Raw genomic sequence first — 16,712 nt, 5'->3', positions numbered from 1 at the left:
TCCCAATTTGGGGTAGCTAACTTTTTTACAATGAAAAACTTAATTTTAGTACTTATAGTATATTTTACTTTAAAGCCTTTAATAAGTCCACTCCATCTACATTTGCCCACGCTCCAGAAACTAGATTTACCTTCTTAACCGAAGAATCAGAAGTGAAACTTGCTGGGTTATCATTGGCGTAACCATAGCCCCACACAGCAGGATTAGATGAGTTTAGATAGTTGATAGGTGTTACTTTAATATTGTTGGTAGCCACTTGATCGTTTTGGGTATCTTTATCTTGGATAAGTACCGCATAGGCTTTCTTCCCATTGTTATCCTTGTATCCGTCTATATAAACATTTTTGAATATTCCAGAGCCTTGTTTTTTGAACTGGATAGCAGAGATTTCTGTAGAGCCTTCTACTTCAGGTTTAGTACCAGCTTCTCTAATAAGTGTGATACCATTAATTTTAGGAGCTGTATTATTTTTATTAGAAGAGGCTTCTATCTCCATACCAAAGTTACCTACTTTCGTTTGGTACGCAAACCAATTAGAATTGTTTTGTCCAGACCAGCCATCTTGCCAGTCGAAAGAGTCATCAAAGTTTCCATAAGAAACAAGGTTAGTAGCACTTACTGTACCTCCGAAGAACTCAAATCCGTCATCTGTACCTTTATAAGCTACTAAGTTTTCTAGTACAGTACCTGCTCCCACAGAATAGAAAGTCATAGAGTTGTTTTCTGATTTTCCATCTCCGATTTTTTTACCACCGTATTCTACTCTTACAAACTTCATCACACCTGAGTTATCATTGGCATCATCACCTCCATATTGTAGGTTGTTACCATCTTCAGAAATAGCAGTTTTCGCTCCGTTTAAAGCAATGATAGGTGCTTTACCGTAGATTGAAATTCCGCCCCAATCTCCAGGGATTTTGGTGTTAGATGTAAATACGATAGGGTTGTCTGCAGTCCCTTGTGCATTGATTTTAGCTCCTTGAAGAATTACTAAGCTGGTATCGTTAGAAGAGTTAGCTACAAATACAGCTCCAGGTTCTATGGTAAGTGTAACGCCACTAGCTACTTTTACTACACCATCTATGGTATAATTTCCTTTTTTGATTAGAAGGTCTTTAGTGATAGTTCCGCTAAGGCTTCCAGAACCTTCCATCACGCTTCCTGTAGTGCTTTCTATTCCAGTACTTGTAGGAGTATCATTGTCTTCACGAATGTCAATAGTACACGAAGTTACAGATAATACAAGTGCTAAAGAGCATAATGATAAAAGATGTTTTTTCATTTTTATTAGATTGATTTAGTTTTAATTAAAAAGTATATTCTATTGAAAAATTAAAGTTAGTACCTCTTCTGTAGTCTGTATGTATAAAGTTTTCAGCTTTTACTTCTACATCGTTATTGTTTCCATACTCAAGTTTGTATTTACTATTAAGTAGGTTGATGACACTGAACTTGGCTTTCCATTGTTTAGAGAGTTCTCTCTGATAAACAAAATCTAGCTTATGGAAAGGTCTTTCATAAATGTGGTCTATACCAATTGAGCCTAATGTATGAATTTTAGAGCCAGAAACATTATATACTAGAGATGCCGTCTGAGTTAAATTTTGAGCATTTTTTCGTTCATATTTTAAATCTGCATTTACTGTCCATGGTGCTGCACCTTGTAAGCCTCTTTTTAGACCTTTTTGTCTGTCAGATTCTTGCTCTTTTTGTAGGCTACTACGCTTAACATCAGAGTACATTAGAGTAGTATTTACACCTAAAGAAAAAGGAGAAAGGTTTTCTGAAATTCTTCTCAAGTTGATAATACCTTCTAGCTCTATCCCTGCTAGATTAGCTTCGGAAGCGTTAAAAAAGGTGATGGTTTGCCCATTAGAGTTTGCAGAGGCAGTATAAGATTTCTCTATGGCATTGATGATTTTCTTTCCAAAGATACCAAAAGCGAATATTTCATCTTTTGTAGGGAATAGCTCGTACTTGAAATCAAAGTTATAGTTTTCACTATTGGTAAGTCTTGGGTTACCTAGGATATTCTCATTATTAGGATTGATGTAGGTAATTGGCATATACTCTATTAAGATAGGTCTTGTAATAGTTTTACTGAAGGCAAATCTTAGGTTAGTTTTAGAGTTAAGCTCCTTTTTTACCGATAGGGACGGTAGGAAATAATACTGATTTCTAGTAAGGTTTAAGAAAGGTCCGTTGATAGAATTAGAAAGTTCTTTATACCTAGTGATATTCATATTATTCTCTATTCTACCACCTAAAATAATGTCCCAAGTGTCGTTTGGTTTGTAGTCTATACTGGCATACCCAGCGTTTACAAACTGATAAATGTTGTTTCTGTATACTACATTAGACCCTTCTCTATAATTAAAGAACCCATTAAGTGCAGATTGGTTAAAGGTATCTTGTGGGGTATCTGGATTTATGATAACCGTTCTTCCACTTGGTGAAGCACTATTGTTGAAAACAGAGTAAATAAATCTGTACGAGGTACTTCTTCTATCCATAAAGCCATTATATCCTAAACTCAGTTCTATAGGGTAAGATTTTCTATCATTCTTTTCGTCGAGACTTAATTTATATTCTGCAAAAGCGGAAAGATAATTTTTACCACTTACATCTAGATATTGGCGTATAAGGTTATTACCACCGTAGCTTAGTCTTATTCTATCGTAATCGCTAGGAGTTTCTGGGTTTCCAGAGAATATTTTTCTGTCAGGTTGTTGATAAAGGTTATTTACCCAGCTACCACCAGCCTTTATGAGATGTCTTTTGCCTAGTTTTTGAGAGGCGATAAGTTGTATATCTGTAAATCTAGAAATGTCCTGTTGGTTCACACGGAATAGCCCTTCTCCAGAGTTTCCTTGGTCTACATATCCTATGTTATCCTGTATGATATTGGTAGAGTTTTGGAGGAATATGGCATTCAACATTACATCTGTACCTTTGTTTTTGTAGCCTAAGCCCAATAGTGCAGAGGATTCAGTTTCATATTCATACTCTTTTTGGTAGAGCTTATTGTTATAGGTAATATTAGAGCCTGAGAATAAAAATAGATTATTATGCCCTTCTTGATACTGATATTTATTAGCTTGATTTAAGGATAAAAGTAACCCAATTCTACCAGAGCCAGCTTTAAAACGCTGAGCTGTCGTCAAGGAAAGCCCTGTATTAGGCAATGCCTTTATGTTATCCACATTCCAAGAGTCTTTGAAAGAAGAAACTGATTCTTGACCATTGAAAATATAATTAGACGGTCGGAAACCTTTAACCTCGCTAGGTAGCTGTCTATTTCTAGAGTTTAGACCTAGATAACCATTGATAGAATTAGCATTTTCATTGATTTTAAATCTATCTCTGAAAGTGGTTTGACTATTAAAACCTATACTAAATTCTACTTTTGTAAAAGGCTTATCGTAGGATAGCGTTTCTATATCAAAAGTAGCACCAGCAAAGTCGGCGTAAAGGTCGCTATTAAATGTTTTATAAATATTCAATTTTCCTACAACATCGGTTGGGAACTGCTTTAAAGCAATAATTTTTTGGAAGGGGTTGTTAGAAGGTGAACCTAATCCATTTATAAGTAAGGTGCTATATCTCTCCTCAAGTCCTCTTACAAAAAGCCCTTTGCCTTCTACGGTATTTACTCCTGTAATTTTGGTTAAACTCTGTTCCACATTAGAAATACCTTTCCTAGAGATTTCCTCAGCCCCCATGGCTTGTACCTGAACGCTAGATTTTTTAATAGATTGTAATACTGCGGTTTCAGTTTTTTTGTTAACGGTAGCTTTTAGCTGAACGCCATCTATTTTCTTTTCGTTTTTGATGCTGTCTTTTTTTGATACTTGTCCTAAAATAATTCCTGTAGAGGAACATAAGAACAAAACTGCAAGACTAAGCCTATGATACTTCATTTTTAAACTTATTAGATATTCATTTTTACTGGTGCAAAGAAATTATTTTATGGCTTAAACTAAGGTTTCGGAGATTTTAACTTTGTATTAAATAATGTTTAACAGATGATAGGAAATATTAACTTTATATTAAGAACCAAAAGCGTGTTAATTTTAAGTTAAAAAATGATTAAATTTGAGCCCCTAACTAATAAAAACTAAAAATGAAAGGCAAAAGAATACTCCTAATAGATGATGAGCCTGATATTTTGGAAATTATTTCCTATAACCTAAAGAAAGAAGGGTATGAGGTACACACTGCCAATAACGGAAACGAAGGTATAGAGAAGGCTAAAGAAATACTTCCACATCTTATTCTTCTTGATGTTATGATGCCCGACAAAGATGGTATAGAGACTTGTCAAGAGATTAGAAAAATAGCTGCATTAGAAGGGTGTCTTATTGTCTTTTTGTCTGCAAGAGGCGAGGAATTTTCGCAGTTGGCGGGTTATCAAGCAGGTGCTAATGATTATATTGTAAAGCTCATTAAACCTAAAGTACTTATTTCCAAGGTGAATGCTCTAATGAACCTTACGCAACAAGTGGAAGAAAAAAATAAAATTCTAAAAATAGGGCATTTAATTATTGATAGAGATAATTTTAAGGTAACCAAAGGCGATGAAAGTTTTATTTTACCGAAAAAGGAGTTTGATTTACTAAATCTTTTAGCGTCTAATACAGAAAAAGTATTTAAAAGAGAGGAAATTTTAGAAAAAGTATGGGGTAATGATGTAGTGGTAGGAGAACGAACAATAGATGTTCATATCCGAAGATTAAGAGAAAAACTAGGCTCTAAAAGTATCCAAACACTTAAAGGGATTGGTTATAAATTGATTATCTAATAAGTTGTAAAATGAAACCAAGTTCACTTAGTATTGTAGCATCTCTGTGCCTCACAGGAGCTATGGGATTGGTAGTTTTTGCATTTGAATATGTAAAAACTAAAGATTGGTTTAATAATGTAGGTTTCATTGTTATTTTATTCGTTCTGTCGGTTATTTTCTTTATTAACTATACTATTGTTAGTTTTTTATTTAGATTTTATGGTAAAGAAAAGATAAGGCAAATCTCTACTATTCTACCAGATGAAATTGCTACTGAAGATGAGAATATCAATTTTAAAGAACTAGGCGAACGAATTTCTGGACTTAGCGAAAAGGCAAGTTCAGAGATTGATATGATGAAGGAGATGGAACGCTACCGTAAAGAGTACATAGGTAACATATCGCATGAGCTCAAAACTCCATTATTTTCCATACAGAGCTATGTGGGAACTCTGATAGACGGTGGTGTGGAAGATTTAGAAATTAGAGATAAATACCTGCATCGTATAGATAAATCTTTAGATAGATTGATGAATATCGTTAAAGATTTAGATATGATTAACCGCTTTGAAAGTGGCGAAATCACTCTTGAATTTGTAAAATTTGACCTCAATGTTTTGGTAAAGGAAATCTTTGACTTTTTAGATATAGAAGCTCAAAAGAAGGGCACTCAGCTAAGCCTTAAAAGTAATGGAACTATATGGGTTTTGGCAGATAAACAGAAAATATCACAAGTTTTACTCAATTTAGTTTCTAATGCAATACATTATGCTAATAGAGAAAAAGCAGTGGTAGAAGTCATTACTTCAGTTCATAGAGATAAAGTAGTGGTAGAGGTTAAAGATAACGGTATGGGGATAAAACCAGAGATACTTCCTCGTGTTTTTGAGCGTTTCTATCGTGTGGAAAGTAGCCGAAACAGAAGAGATGGAGGCTCTGGCTTAGGCTTAGCTATTGTAAAGCATATTTTAGAAGCTCATGGGCAAAATATTGAAGCCAAAAGTGTCTATTTAAGTGGAGCGAGTTTTATTTTTACCTTAGATAAGGCTTAATGCAGAAATCATCTGTTTGTGTATTTATATAAAAATTCTTATATTAGCCCTATATCTTTAATCATAATAAATACAAACTACAATGAAGAAAAACATTTTAAGCTTATTCTTTGCAATGAGCATTGGTCTGTTAGCCCTAAATTCTTGCGGAAAAGATAAACCTCTTACTAGCGAGTCTAATGAAGTTACCACTACTAAAGAGGGGCAAGTATATGCCATAGATACAGCAACCAGTAAGATAGAGTGGAAAGGCTATAAAGTAGTAAAGTCTGATAATACCAGCCACTTTGGAGATATTAAATTTGAGAGCGGGGAAGTAACAGTAAAAGATGGTAAGCTAGAGAGTGGGAAATTCGTAGCGAATATGAACACTTTAGCAAACAGAGATATTACAGATGATGCAGAAAAATCAGCTAAATTAGATGGTCATCTTAAAAATGAAGATTTTTTTGAGGTAGAAAAATTCCCAACATCATCTTTTGAAATTACCAAGGTTACAGAAACTACCGAAGGAGATTATAACACTCTTTTAGATGGTAATCTTACGATTAAAGGAATTACAAAACCAGTACAATTTAAAGCTAATGTAAAGGTAGAGGAGGGTAAAGTAAGCATTAAAACTGAGCCTACCGACATTAAGAGAGAAGATTTTGGAGTTAAATTTCAAATGCCTGTGGCTAATGGAGTTATTAAAAATGAAGTAACGGTACATGTGAGTATAGATGCTTCTCAATTGAAATAAATATTACTTTTTTAAAGGTTAAAAAAATGCCTCAGAATATTCTGAGGCTTTTTCATTTAGTTGAGTATAGCTTGCAGAAGTTCATTCACTTCATCTACATCGTTAATATGGTCTTTTCTCATCATAAGTTGGTTGCCCTCTGCAGAATGTTTCTCTTTAAGACTGGCTTTTTGAGGATTTTGACTTAGATATTGGATAATCTTTTTAAACTTTTCGGTTTGGTAAAATTTATCCTGCGGATTGCTAGGGAAATAGCCTATAAAAATGCCATTTTTCATTACAATTTTTTCGAAACCAATAGCTGCAGCTAGCCATTTTAATTCCACTGATTTTATTAGGTTGATGGCTTCATCTGGCAATGACCCAAAACGGTCTTCTAGTTCTGCCTCAAAGCGTTTTAGTTCCTCTTTGTTATTTATTTCTGCAAGTTTTTGGTAGAGGTTTAGTCGCTCCTCTGTACTACTTACATAAGAATCGGGCAACATCAGCTCCAAATCGGTGTCAATATTAACATCTTTGGAAGATTTGAATAGTTTTTTACGGTCTGCTTCGTTTTCAAAAAGGCTTTCAAACTCGGCATCGTTTTGTAGTTCTTCTAGTGCTTCTTGCATTATCTTTTGATAAGTTTCAAAGCCCATCTCGTTGATAAATCCACTTTGTTCTGCACCGAGCAAATCACCAGCACCACGAATTTCAAGGTCTTTCATTGCGATTTGGAAACCACTGCCTAAATCGGAAAACTGTTCTATGGCTTCAAGGCGTTTTCTTGCATCAGAAGTTATCATATCAAAAGGTGGCGTAATGAGGTAACAGAATGCTTTTCGGTTGCTTCGTCCCACTCGCCCACGCATCTGGTGGACATCTGCCATACCGAACCTTTGGGCATCGTTAATAAAGATAGTATTGGCGTTGGGTACATCTACACCGCTTTCTACAATCGTGGTGGAAACCAGTACATCATACCGTCCTTCCATAAAGTCTAATATGTTTTCTTCTAGCTGCTTACCGTCCATTTGTCCATGTCCTGTAATCACTCTAGCATCGGGGACGAGGCGTTGTATCATTCCCGCAATGTCTTTTAAATTATCAATTCTGTTATTGATGAAATAAACCTGTCCATCTCTTTGTAATTCGTAGGAAATGGCATCTCTTATAATTTCTTCATCAAAACCTATGAGTTGAGTTTCCACAGGTTGCCTGTTGGGTGGAGGTGTTTTAATCACGGATAAATCTCTCGCTGCCATTAGCGAAAATTGTAGCGTTCTAGGGATAGGCGTAGCGGTAAGTGTGAGAGTATCTATATTGGCTTTTAAAGTTTTAAGTTTATCTTTTACAGAAACCCCAAACTTATGTTCTTCGTCTATAATGAGAAGCCCTAAATCTTTAAACTTGACTTTTTCGGAGGCAAGTTGATGGGTACCGATGATGATGTCAATTTTACCTTCGGCGAGTTTCTCTAAGGTTTCTCGTTTTTGTTTTGCTGTACGAAAACGATTGAGGTACGAAATATTAACAGGGAAACCTTTAAGCCTTTCTGCAAAACTTCGGTAGTGCTGAAACGCCAAAATGGTTGTCGGTACCAGAACAGCAACTTGTTTACCATCTGTAGCAGCTTTAAAGGCTGCTCTTATAGCTACTTCGGTTTTACCAAATCCCACATCGCCACAGACAAGCCTATCCATAATGGTATCGGCTTCCATATCTCGTTTAACATCTAGTGTTGCCTTTTCTTGGTCTGGAGTATCTTCGTAGAGAAAGCTAGCCTCCAATTCATTTTGGAGGTAAGTGTCTGGTGTATAGGCGAAGCCTTTGGCGGTTTTCCTTTTAGCGTAAAGTTTTATAAGGTCAAATGCAATTTGTTTAACCTTGGCTTTCGTTTTATTTTTGAGGTTCTTCCACGAAGGAGAGCCTATTTTGGAAAGTGTAATTTCTTTACCTTCGGCACCATTATATTTAGAAATTTTATGCAAGGCGTGTATGCTTACATAGAGTAAATCTCCGTTTTTATAAGTCAATTTAAAACATTCTTGAGTTTTACCGCCATTGTTTACCTTCACCAATCCCATAAACTTCCCTATGCCGTGGTCAATATGGGCAATGTAGTCGCCTACTTTTAAAGACATTAAATCTTTAAGCGTGAGTTGTTCCGACTTGGCAAAAGTATTTTTAGCTCGGTAGCGTTGGTATCTATCAAAAATTTGATGGTCGGTATAGACAAGGATTTGGTGCTGGTGGTCTATAAACCCTTGATGTAACTCTGATTTGAAAAACTGAAAAGAAATGGCGCTTCCCAAATCTTCAAAAATACTTTTCAGTCGTTCTTTTTGTTTTTCGGAGGCAAACGAAATCCATAAATTAAAGCCTTGCTTTTGTTTCTCCTCTAGATCTTCAATCAAGAGTTCAAAATTCTTATTAAAACTCGGTTGTGGGTTTTGCTTGAGTTCAATAAAAGGAGCTTGAGGAAGTTGTAACGATTGCGAGGTAAAATCTACCGTTCTAAACTTTTGATAGGTTTTAAAAAATACCTCGTCTGATATAAATAGTTCGTTAGGTTTTTGGTGTTTGATGTCGGAGTTGAGTTGGGTATATTTTTCCTCTGCTTTTGTGTAAAAATCTCTGATGTAGTTAAGTCCTAGATAGGCATTTTTAGTAACAATAAAGCTATCTTTTGGCAGTAAGTCTAGGAACGGAACTTTGGTGCCTTGTACTGCAAAATTCATATTAGAAACCAATTGCAGACTTTCTACCTTGCTTATGGATAGTTGAGTTTCAATATCAAAAGTTTTGATGCTTTCTACCTCGTTGCCAAAAAAAGTGATACGATAAGGCTTATCATTGGCATAGGAGAATACATCTACAATACCGCCTCTTACGGCAAATTCTCCCGGTTCAGAAACAAAATCGGTTAAGTGAAAATTAAACTGCTCCAATAGTTCGCCTGTAAAATCAAAATCTAGCTGGTCGCCCACCTTAATATGGTGAGAAATGGCTTTAAAATCTTCCTTTTTAAGCACCTTTTCACAAAGGGCAGCGTAGTGGGCTACAATAACTTTTGGCTCTGTATTGGCGTTGAGCTGATTAAGCACTTCGGTTCTTAATACCAAATTGGCATTTTGTGTTTTTTCGGTTTGGTAAGGCTCTAGGTGGGTGGCAGGGAAATAGAGTACCTTATCTTCGCCGAGTAGTTCTTCCAGTTCTGTAGTGGTGTAGTGGGCATCTTCCTTATCATCTACTATAAGGAGGATAGGTTGGTTTCGGGTGAGGAATAGTTCGGCACAGATTAAACTTGGGCTAGAACCCGCCATTCCCTTCACCGAAATGTGCTGATGCTGGGGCAAGGCTTCCAAAATGGAGCTTCCAAATTGATGTTTCAGAAGGAAAGGCAAAAGGCTTTCGTGGATTGGGGACAAAATCATATTACTCAATCTATAATAACAAAGGTGTGCTAAAAACAAAGATAACGCTCTAGAGTTTTATTCTAAAGCGTTGCCGAACGCAAAGTTAGTAAATTTTGTCTTACTTTACCGAGAATAGGCAGGTGGGTTTTGATTTATATGCTTAAAAATACCATCGATGTTTAAATATGTTTAAAAAATCATTAAATTTGCACCTCTTTATGGGACAGATATTAGCCATAGATTACGGTAAAGCACGCACGGGTATAGCGGCAACAGATGATATGAAGCTCATCGCTAGTGGGCTTGCCACAGTGCCAACGGGAGAACTTTTGTTATTCTTATCCGAATATATCCGCAGTAATGTTGTAGAAGCTGTGGTTGTAGGCTACCCTGTGGATTTAAAGGGCAATGTCTCTGAAGTAGAAACTTCTATCTTAGAATTTATAGAAAAGTTCAATACTCAATTTCCAGAGATAGAAGTCCACCGTTTAGATGAAAGATTTACCTCCAAGATGGCTTCTTTTTTTATCAGTCAGAGTGGGAAAAATAAAAAACAAAGACAAGAAAAGGGGCTTATAGATAAAATAAGTGCCACCATAATTTTACAAAACTTTTTAGAACAAAAGAGATGATACTACCAATAAGAGCCTACGGCGACCCTGTACTTAGGAAGAAAGGACAAAATATTACCCCAGATTATCCTAATCTAAAAGAGCTTATCCAAAATATGTTTGAAACTATGGAAGGAGCTCACGGGATAGGGCTTGCAGCACCGCAAATAGGGTTAGATATTAGACTTTTTATTGTAGATGTAAGACCACTGGCAGAAGACGAAGACTACTTAGATATTGCGAATGAGCTTAAAGATTTCAGAAAAGTATTCATCAATGCCAAGATATTAGAAGAAACAGGGGAGGAGTGGAAGTTTAACGAAGGCTGCCTCTCTATACCAGAAGTAAGAGAAGATGTTAAAAGGAAAGACACCATCACGATAGAGTATTACGATGAGGATTTCAAAAAACACACAGAAACTTACTCCGATATTAGAGCAAGAGTTATACAGCACGAGTACGACCACATAGAGGGCATTCTGTTTACCGATAAACTAAGTGCGCTCAAAAAGAAATTAGTGAAAGGGAAACTCAACAAAATATCGGCAGGAGAGGTAAGCGTAAGCTACAAAATGAGATTCCCTAAATAGATTAAAATAAAGATAAAAAACGAAGATATGCTTTTAGAAAAAATTATTTCAATTTCAGGAAAACCAGGGCTTTATAAATTAGTTTCTCAACTTAGAAATGGGTTCATTGTAGAAGATATTACCACTAAGAAGAAGCTAAGTATTTCTAACTCAAGTCAGGTAAGTCTTTTGGATAACATTGCAATGTTCAGTTTTGATAGAGAAGTGCCATTGTTCGAAGTGTTTGAAAATATCGCTAAAAACGAAAATTACGAGCAAACTATCAACCATAAATCTTCGGACGAAGAGCTTAGAGCATTTATGCTAAAATCTCTACCGACCTATGATACAGAGCGAGTGTATGTGTCCGACATTAGAAAATTAGCACAATGGTACAACCTCCTGCAGAAGGCGGGCTACATTACACCAAATAGCTTCGTGAAAGAAGAAGAAAACGAAACAGAAAAATAACCACTATCACAAAAACTTTGCTGAATCTCTTAGCAAAGTTTTTTGTTTAATAGAGCGAGGAGGGAATTTGGGGTTCTAGGCTAAGTCGTCTAGGTTCGTTGGGAAGAGGTTAGGGTTAGATATAAAGTCGTCTAGGTTAAGTTGGAAGTGTTTTGGGTTCTAGACTAAGTTGTCTAGGTTAAATAGGAAGTGCTTTAAGCTAAAGACCAAGTCGTCTATATTCTAAACCAAGTTGTCTAGGTTCGTTAGGAAGTAAATGACGTTCTGAACCAAGAGTTCTAGGTTCTAGACCAAGTCCACTAGGTTAAATTGGGAGTATTTGGGGTTGATTTAATAAAAAACATAATTTATAAGCAAATTACCCTTTACAGACGCAAAATTAGCTTCTAAAAGTATAACTTTGCGATGCTAAAGTGCTAATGTGGGGCTTTACACTTTATATAGTGCTAATGATATGGCACCAAAATGTCTTTAGAAACTAATAGAATATTTGCAAAACCGCTTTAATAGATTTAATATATGACCACGAGAGAGCAACAACTAAACGCCTTTGGAGAATTACTGGAGATTATGGATACCCTAAGAGCGCAATGCCCTTGGGATAGAAAACAAACCTTGCAAAGTCTAAGACACCTCACCCTAGAGGAAGTCTATGAGCTATCCGATGCCCTTCTGAACGAAGACCTAGACGAGATTAAGAAAGAACTGGGAGATGTCCTTTTACATTTGGTATTTTATGCCAAAATAGGCTCGGAGCAGCAGCACTTTGATATAGGAGATGCCCTAAAATCACTCAACGAAAAACTCATTTTCAGGCACCCTCATATCTACGGCAATACAGAGGTGAAAGACGAGGAAGAAGTGAAGCAAAATTGGGAGAAACTCAAGCTCAAAGAGGGCAATCGTTCCATTCTATCAGGCGTACCTAGAGGGCTGCCGTCTTTGGTTAAGGCGTATCGTATCCAAGACAAGGTGCGGGGCATCGGTTTTGAGTTTCCAAATGCCGAAGCGGCGTGGAGCAAGGTAGAAGAAGAGCTACAAGAGTTTCATCATACCCAAGACCCGCAGCAGAAAGAACAAGAGTTTGGCGATGTGTTGTTTTCTTTGGTCAATTATGCTCGGCTTTCGGGCATCAATCCTGATACTGCCTTAGAGCGTACCAATCACAAATTCATCAGCCGCTTTCAAACGATGGAGGCTTTAGCTTCGCAGAAAAATCTCAACCTAGACAGCCTCTCTCTGGAAGAGATGGACAGCCTTTGGGAAGAAGCTAAAAAACAAGAATGAGAATAAATGAAAAATGTTCGGTAATCATTACCTTTAATAGTTATTATAAACAAGTTTATGGGAAAACAGTTGGGGCTTATAGGGAGAAACATATCATACTCCTTCTCTCAAAAATATTTTGAAGCCAAGTTTAAGAAGTTATTTATCAAAGATATTTCCTACCATATTTTAGATTTGCCCAGTATAGAGAGCGTTACAGCATTATGGTCTAATCCAAGATTGGTGGGCTTTAATGTTACCATTCCGTACAAAGTAGAAATTATAAACTACCTAGATGAGCTTAGCGAAGAAGCCCAAGCCATAGGAGCGGTAAATACAGTAAGCATTAAATACGGCAAGAAGATAGGCTACAATACAGATGCCTATGGTTTTGAACGAACCTTAGACCTCCATCTTAAACCTACTCATCAGAAGGCACTTGTACTAGGCGATGGTGGGGCGGCTAAAGCCGTTAAATTTGTGTTAGAGCGTAAGGGTATTCCGTATCTTGTGGTCTCTAGGCGAGGGGCAATCAAGTTTGAGCAGCTTACCAAAGAGCATTTGTCTGAATATCAAATCATCATACAATGTACTCCCGTAGGTACTTATCCTAATGTGGAAGACTGTGTCCCATTTCCGTTTGATGGGCTTTCGGACGAACACTTGGTATTAGACCTTATCTATAATCCCGAACGAACTAAACTCATCAAAGAAGCTCAAAAAAGAGGGGCTAAAACAGCTAATGGGCTATTTATGTTGGAACAACAGGCAGAAAAAGCCTGGGAAATTTGGAATTTAGTATAAAAAACCTTTAATTTAGTGCCGATGGAAAAATTAGGGCATTGTACCTAATTAGAATTTAATACGCTAAAAATATATTGCTATGAACAAAGAAACTCTGAACTCTGGACAAGAAGAATTGAACACCCCTCAACCCAACCAAGAAGTAAAGGCAAATACTGTTTTAGAACCTTCGTCTTATCAGGATCAGGAGTTGGAAGTTGAAGAAGAAGACCACGATGATGATGACCACGAAGAGAACGAAAAATTATCTTTGAAAGAGTTGGTAGATAAGTTAGAGAAGCTCATCAATTTAGAGAATGCAGGAGAGGAGATTCAGAAATTCAATGCACTTAGAAAATCTATTTCTGAGCAAATAGATGAAATAACAGAAAACAAAAAACAGGAGTTTGAAGCAGCGGATAATGACCCTTCGGAGGTTTTCAGCTACGAGCACCCTTTACAAGCAAAGTTTTCTGCACTCATCAATATTTTTAAAGAGAAGAGAGACCTCTTTATTCAAAAGCAAGAGGAAGAACATCAAAAAAATCTAGAGGTAAGGTTAGGGATTGTGGAGAAACTTAAAAATCTTTACACCAATACAGAACCAGGGACAGACCTCTTCAAAGCTATAAGAGAAATAAAAGAGGCTTGGGCTAATGCAGGTAAAGTAGCAAAGTCGGAGTTTAAAAATCTGAATAATAACTACTATCATCACCTCAACGGTTTTTACCAAATGCTAGACCTCAACAAAGAATACCGTGAGCAAGAGTATGCCCATAATTTGGAAAAGAGACAGCACATCATCGCTCGTGCTAAGGAGTTATTGGTAGAGCCATTGGTACAAAAAGCACTTAATGAGTTGCAATATCTCCACAAACTTTGGAGAGAGGAGGCAGAACCTGTGGCAGAAGAGTTTAGGGATAGCACTTGGGAGGAATTTAAGGAAATTTCTAACCAAATACATGATAGAAAAACCGAACTTTTCGCAGCGAGAGAAGTAGAGCAAAAAGAAAATCTAGAGAAGAAAAACGCTATTATTACTCAAATTAAGGCTTTAGGGTCGCCAGAAAAACCTAACCATAATTATTGGCAGAAATCCATTAAGAAAATGGAAGAGCTAAGAGAAGAGTTTATAAAGTTAGGTAGTGTTCCTAGAAAGCTTTCTACCCAAAATTGGACTGATTTTAAGCAAAGCGTAAGAGCCTTTAACTCTGCTAAAAACGAGTTTTATAAAGGTCTTAAACAAACTCAAATCAACAACTTAGAAGAAAAATACAAGTTGATAAAAGTGGCTCAAGACAACAAAAACTCCGAAGATTGGGAGACTATGGTGCCGCTATTCAAGAAACTTCAGAAAGACTGGCAGGCGATAGGGCACGTGCCTAAAAGTCAAGCAAATAAAGTGTGGGACGCGTTCCGTGAAGCGTGCAACTTTTTCTTTGACCAATACAGAACCAAAAGCGAAGCGGCTGGAGACGATTGGAACGAAAACTTTAAGCAGAAGAAAGGTCTCCTAGAAGAACTTAAAAAAATAGAGAAAGGAGAAAACTCTCTAGAAATAATAGAGGATATTAAAAATAAATGGAATGCCATAGGCAAGGTGCCTAAGGATAAGTTGGGCATCAATTCGGAGTTTAATAAAACTCTAAAGCAAAAGCTGAAACTTAATAACCTTAATGAGTTTGATATTAAGGAGGAAGGCTTATCCGAATCTCAAATTACTGATAGAGCTCGTAAACTTAAAAACCAAATTATCGACCTTGAGGCTGAAGTGGTTAAGCTGGAAAACAATCTTTCTTTCTTTAACAATCCAACGAGAGAGAATCCGTTGTTAACAGATACTTTTGAGAAAATTGACGATAAGAAAGCTCAATTGGAGAGCCTTAGGATTACATTACATCAAATGATTTCGGGAGAATAATAAAAGGTTAAACGAAAATAGAAACAAAAACTTTGTTGGGATTAGATTGATTTCAGCAAAGTTTTTTAGTTAATATCAATAATATAGTTCTGTATGTCTTACGAAAAATATATGAGTAGATGTATTGCCTTGGCAGAGAAGGCTAGAGGTAACACTTACCCTAATCCTTTGGTGGGAGCGGTAATTGTACACAATGGCATCATCATAGGGGAAGGCTATCATCACAAGGCAGGAGAACCTCATGCAGAAATTAACGCCATCAATTCGGTGGAGAACAAAGGGCTTTTAAAAGAATCAACGATTTATGTTTCATTAGAGCCTTGTTCTCACTTTGGGAGAACACCACCTTGTGCTGCTAAAATCACAGAAATTGGTTTCAAAAAAGTGGTTATAGGCTCCGCTGATTCTAATGAAAAAGTGAGTGGCAAAGGAAAAAAAATGATAGAAGAAGCAGGAATAGAAGTGGTTGATAAAGTGTTGGAGGAACAATGCCGATGGCTTAACAGAAGGTTTTTTACTTTCCACGAGAAAAAAAGACCATACATTATACTGAAATGGGCAGAGTCTAACGATGGTTTTATAGACCGAAATTTTGTTCCAACGCCTATATCCAATACTTTGGCATCTCAATATGTACATAAGATGAGAGCCGAAGAACACGCTATTTTGGTTGGGACACAAACGGCACTTAATGATAACCCAACTTTAGATGTAAGGCATCTTGACGGTAGAAATCCTATCAGAGTTTTAATAGATTTGGAGCTTAAAGTTCCTCGAAGTTTTAATATTTTCAATACTAATGCTCCTACCATTATTTTTAACCTTTATAAAAACTGTGAGCAAGACCATTTGAAATGGATAAAAATTGATAGAGAAAATTTTCTAGAAGAACTGATGTATCATTTGTATGAACAGCAGATACAATCTATCATTATAGAAGGCGGAAGCAAGATGTTAAATACCTTTATTGAAGCTCAACTTTGGGATGAGGTAGTGGTAATTAAAGCGTCTAATTTAACTTTGAATAATGGAACTAAAGCTCCTACATTCAATGAAAAACCTTATCGAAAAAAACAGATGAGAGATAATGTTTTAAATTTTTATAAAAAATAATTT

General features: G+C 36.4%; 13 protein-coding genes. 10 read left to right on the top strand and 3 right to left on the bottom strand.

Going from position 1 to position 16,712, the window contains the following annotated elements; genetic code table 11:
- Positions 1-64 precede the first annotated feature (64 nt).
- The gene (locus tag D1J36_RS01090) at positions 65-1,282 is read right to left on the bottom strand and encodes a hypothetical protein (protein ID WP_154137102.1); all 1,218 of its coding nucleotides are present in this window, start codon (positions 1,280-1,282) and stop codon (positions 65-67) included.
- Positions 1,283-1,307: 25 nt separating this feature from the next.
- Complete coding sequence (locus tag D1J36_RS01085; protein ID WP_154137101.1) at positions 1,308-3,920, bottom strand: TonB-dependent receptor plug domain-containing protein; 2,613 nt, start codon at positions 3,918-3,920, stop codon at positions 1,308-1,310.
- A 203-nt stretch (positions 3,921-4,123) separates the two neighbouring features.
- On the opposite strand from D1J36_RS01085, the gene D1J36_RS01080 reads away from it, so the two are divergent.
- The 3 genes from D1J36_RS01080 to D1J36_RS01070 all read left to right on the top strand — a co-directional run bounded on the left by D1J36_RS01080 (position 4,124) and on the right by D1J36_RS01070 (position 6,577).
- On the top strand, positions 4,124-4,801 hold the full coding sequence (locus tag D1J36_RS01080) for a response regulator transcription factor (protein WP_064969447.1): 678 nt from the start codon (positions 4,124-4,126) through the stop codon (positions 4,799-4,801).
- Between the two features lie 11 nt (positions 4,802-4,812).
- Positions 4,813-5,835: a sensor histidine kinase gene (locus D1J36_RS01075; protein WP_154137100.1), complete on the top strand. Its 1,023-nt coding sequence runs from the start codon at positions 4,813-4,815 to the stop codon at positions 5,833-5,835.
- A gap of 82 nt (positions 5,836-5,917) precedes the next feature.
- Positions 5,918-6,577 carry a YceI family protein gene (locus D1J36_RS01070; RefSeq protein WP_154137099.1) on the top strand — a complete coding sequence of 220 codons (660 nt, stop codon included), beginning with the start codon at positions 5,918-5,920 and terminating at the stop codon, positions 6,575-6,577.
- 56 nt (positions 6,578-6,633) lie between these two features.
- On the opposite strand, the gene mfd is transcribed toward D1J36_RS01070, so the two are convergent.
- Positions 6,634-9,993, bottom strand: a complete 3,360-nt coding sequence (mfd, locus tag D1J36_RS01065) for a transcription-repair coupling factor (RefSeq protein WP_154137098.1) — start codon at positions 9,991-9,993, stop codon at positions 6,634-6,636.
- A gap of 200 nt (positions 9,994-10,193) precedes the next feature.
- Here mfd and ruvX point away from each other — a divergent pair, with 200 nt between their 5' ends.
- The 7 genes from ruvX (at position 10,194) to ribD (ending at position 16,709) form a co-directional block, all read left to right on the top strand.
- Complete coding sequence (gene ruvX / locus D1J36_RS01060) at positions 10,194-10,607, top strand: Holliday junction resolvase RuvX (protein WP_154137097.1); 414 nt, start codon at positions 10,194-10,196, stop codon at positions 10,605-10,607.
- On the top strand, positions 10,604-11,176 hold the full coding sequence (def, locus tag D1J36_RS01055; protein ID WP_064969451.1) for a peptide deformylase: 573 nt from the start codon (positions 10,604-10,606) through the stop codon (positions 11,174-11,176). The genes ruvX and def overlap by 4 nt, the downstream gene beginning before the upstream one ends.
- Positions 11,177-11,203: 27 nt before the next feature.
- Positions 11,204-11,626, top strand: coding sequence for a DUF5606 family protein (locus D1J36_RS01050; protein WP_014937288.1), 423 nt, complete (start codon positions 11,204-11,206; stop codon positions 11,624-11,626).
- A 519-nt stretch (positions 11,627-12,145) separates the two neighbouring features.
- The gene (gene mazG / locus D1J36_RS01045; protein WP_154137096.1) at positions 12,146-12,913 is read left to right on the top strand and encodes a nucleoside triphosphate pyrophosphohydrolase; all 768 of its coding nucleotides are present in this window, start codon (positions 12,146-12,148) and stop codon (positions 12,911-12,913) included.
- 57 nt (positions 12,914-12,970) lie between these two features.
- The gene (locus D1J36_RS01040) at positions 12,971-13,696 is read left to right on the top strand and encodes a shikimate dehydrogenase family protein (protein ID WP_154137095.1); all 726 of its coding nucleotides are present in this window, start codon (positions 12,971-12,973) and stop codon (positions 13,694-13,696) included.
- A 79-nt stretch (positions 13,697-13,775) separates the two neighbouring features.
- Positions 13,776-15,596, top strand: coding sequence for a DUF349 domain-containing protein (locus D1J36_RS01035; RefSeq protein ID WP_154137094.1), 1,821 nt, complete (start codon positions 13,776-13,778; stop codon positions 15,594-15,596).
- 93 nt (positions 15,597-15,689) lie between these two features.
- Positions 15,690-16,709 carry a bifunctional diaminohydroxyphosphoribosylaminopyrimidine deaminase/5-amino-6-(5-phosphoribosylamino)uracil reductase RibD gene (gene ribD, locus D1J36_RS01030; RefSeq protein ID WP_154137093.1) on the top strand — a complete coding sequence of 340 codons (1,020 nt, stop codon included), beginning with the start codon at positions 15,690-15,692 and terminating at the stop codon, positions 16,707-16,709.
- The last annotated feature ends 3 nt before the right edge of the window (positions 16,710-16,712 follow it).

This window comes from Riemerella anatipestifer, assembly GCF_009670965.2.
Classification (GTDB): Bacteria; Bacteroidota; Bacteroidia; order Flavobacteriales; family Weeksellaceae; genus Riemerella; species Riemerella anatipestifer_B.
The sequence above is the reverse complement of the archived record's forward strand: the minus strand, read 5'-3'. Positions and strand labels throughout refer to the sequence as shown.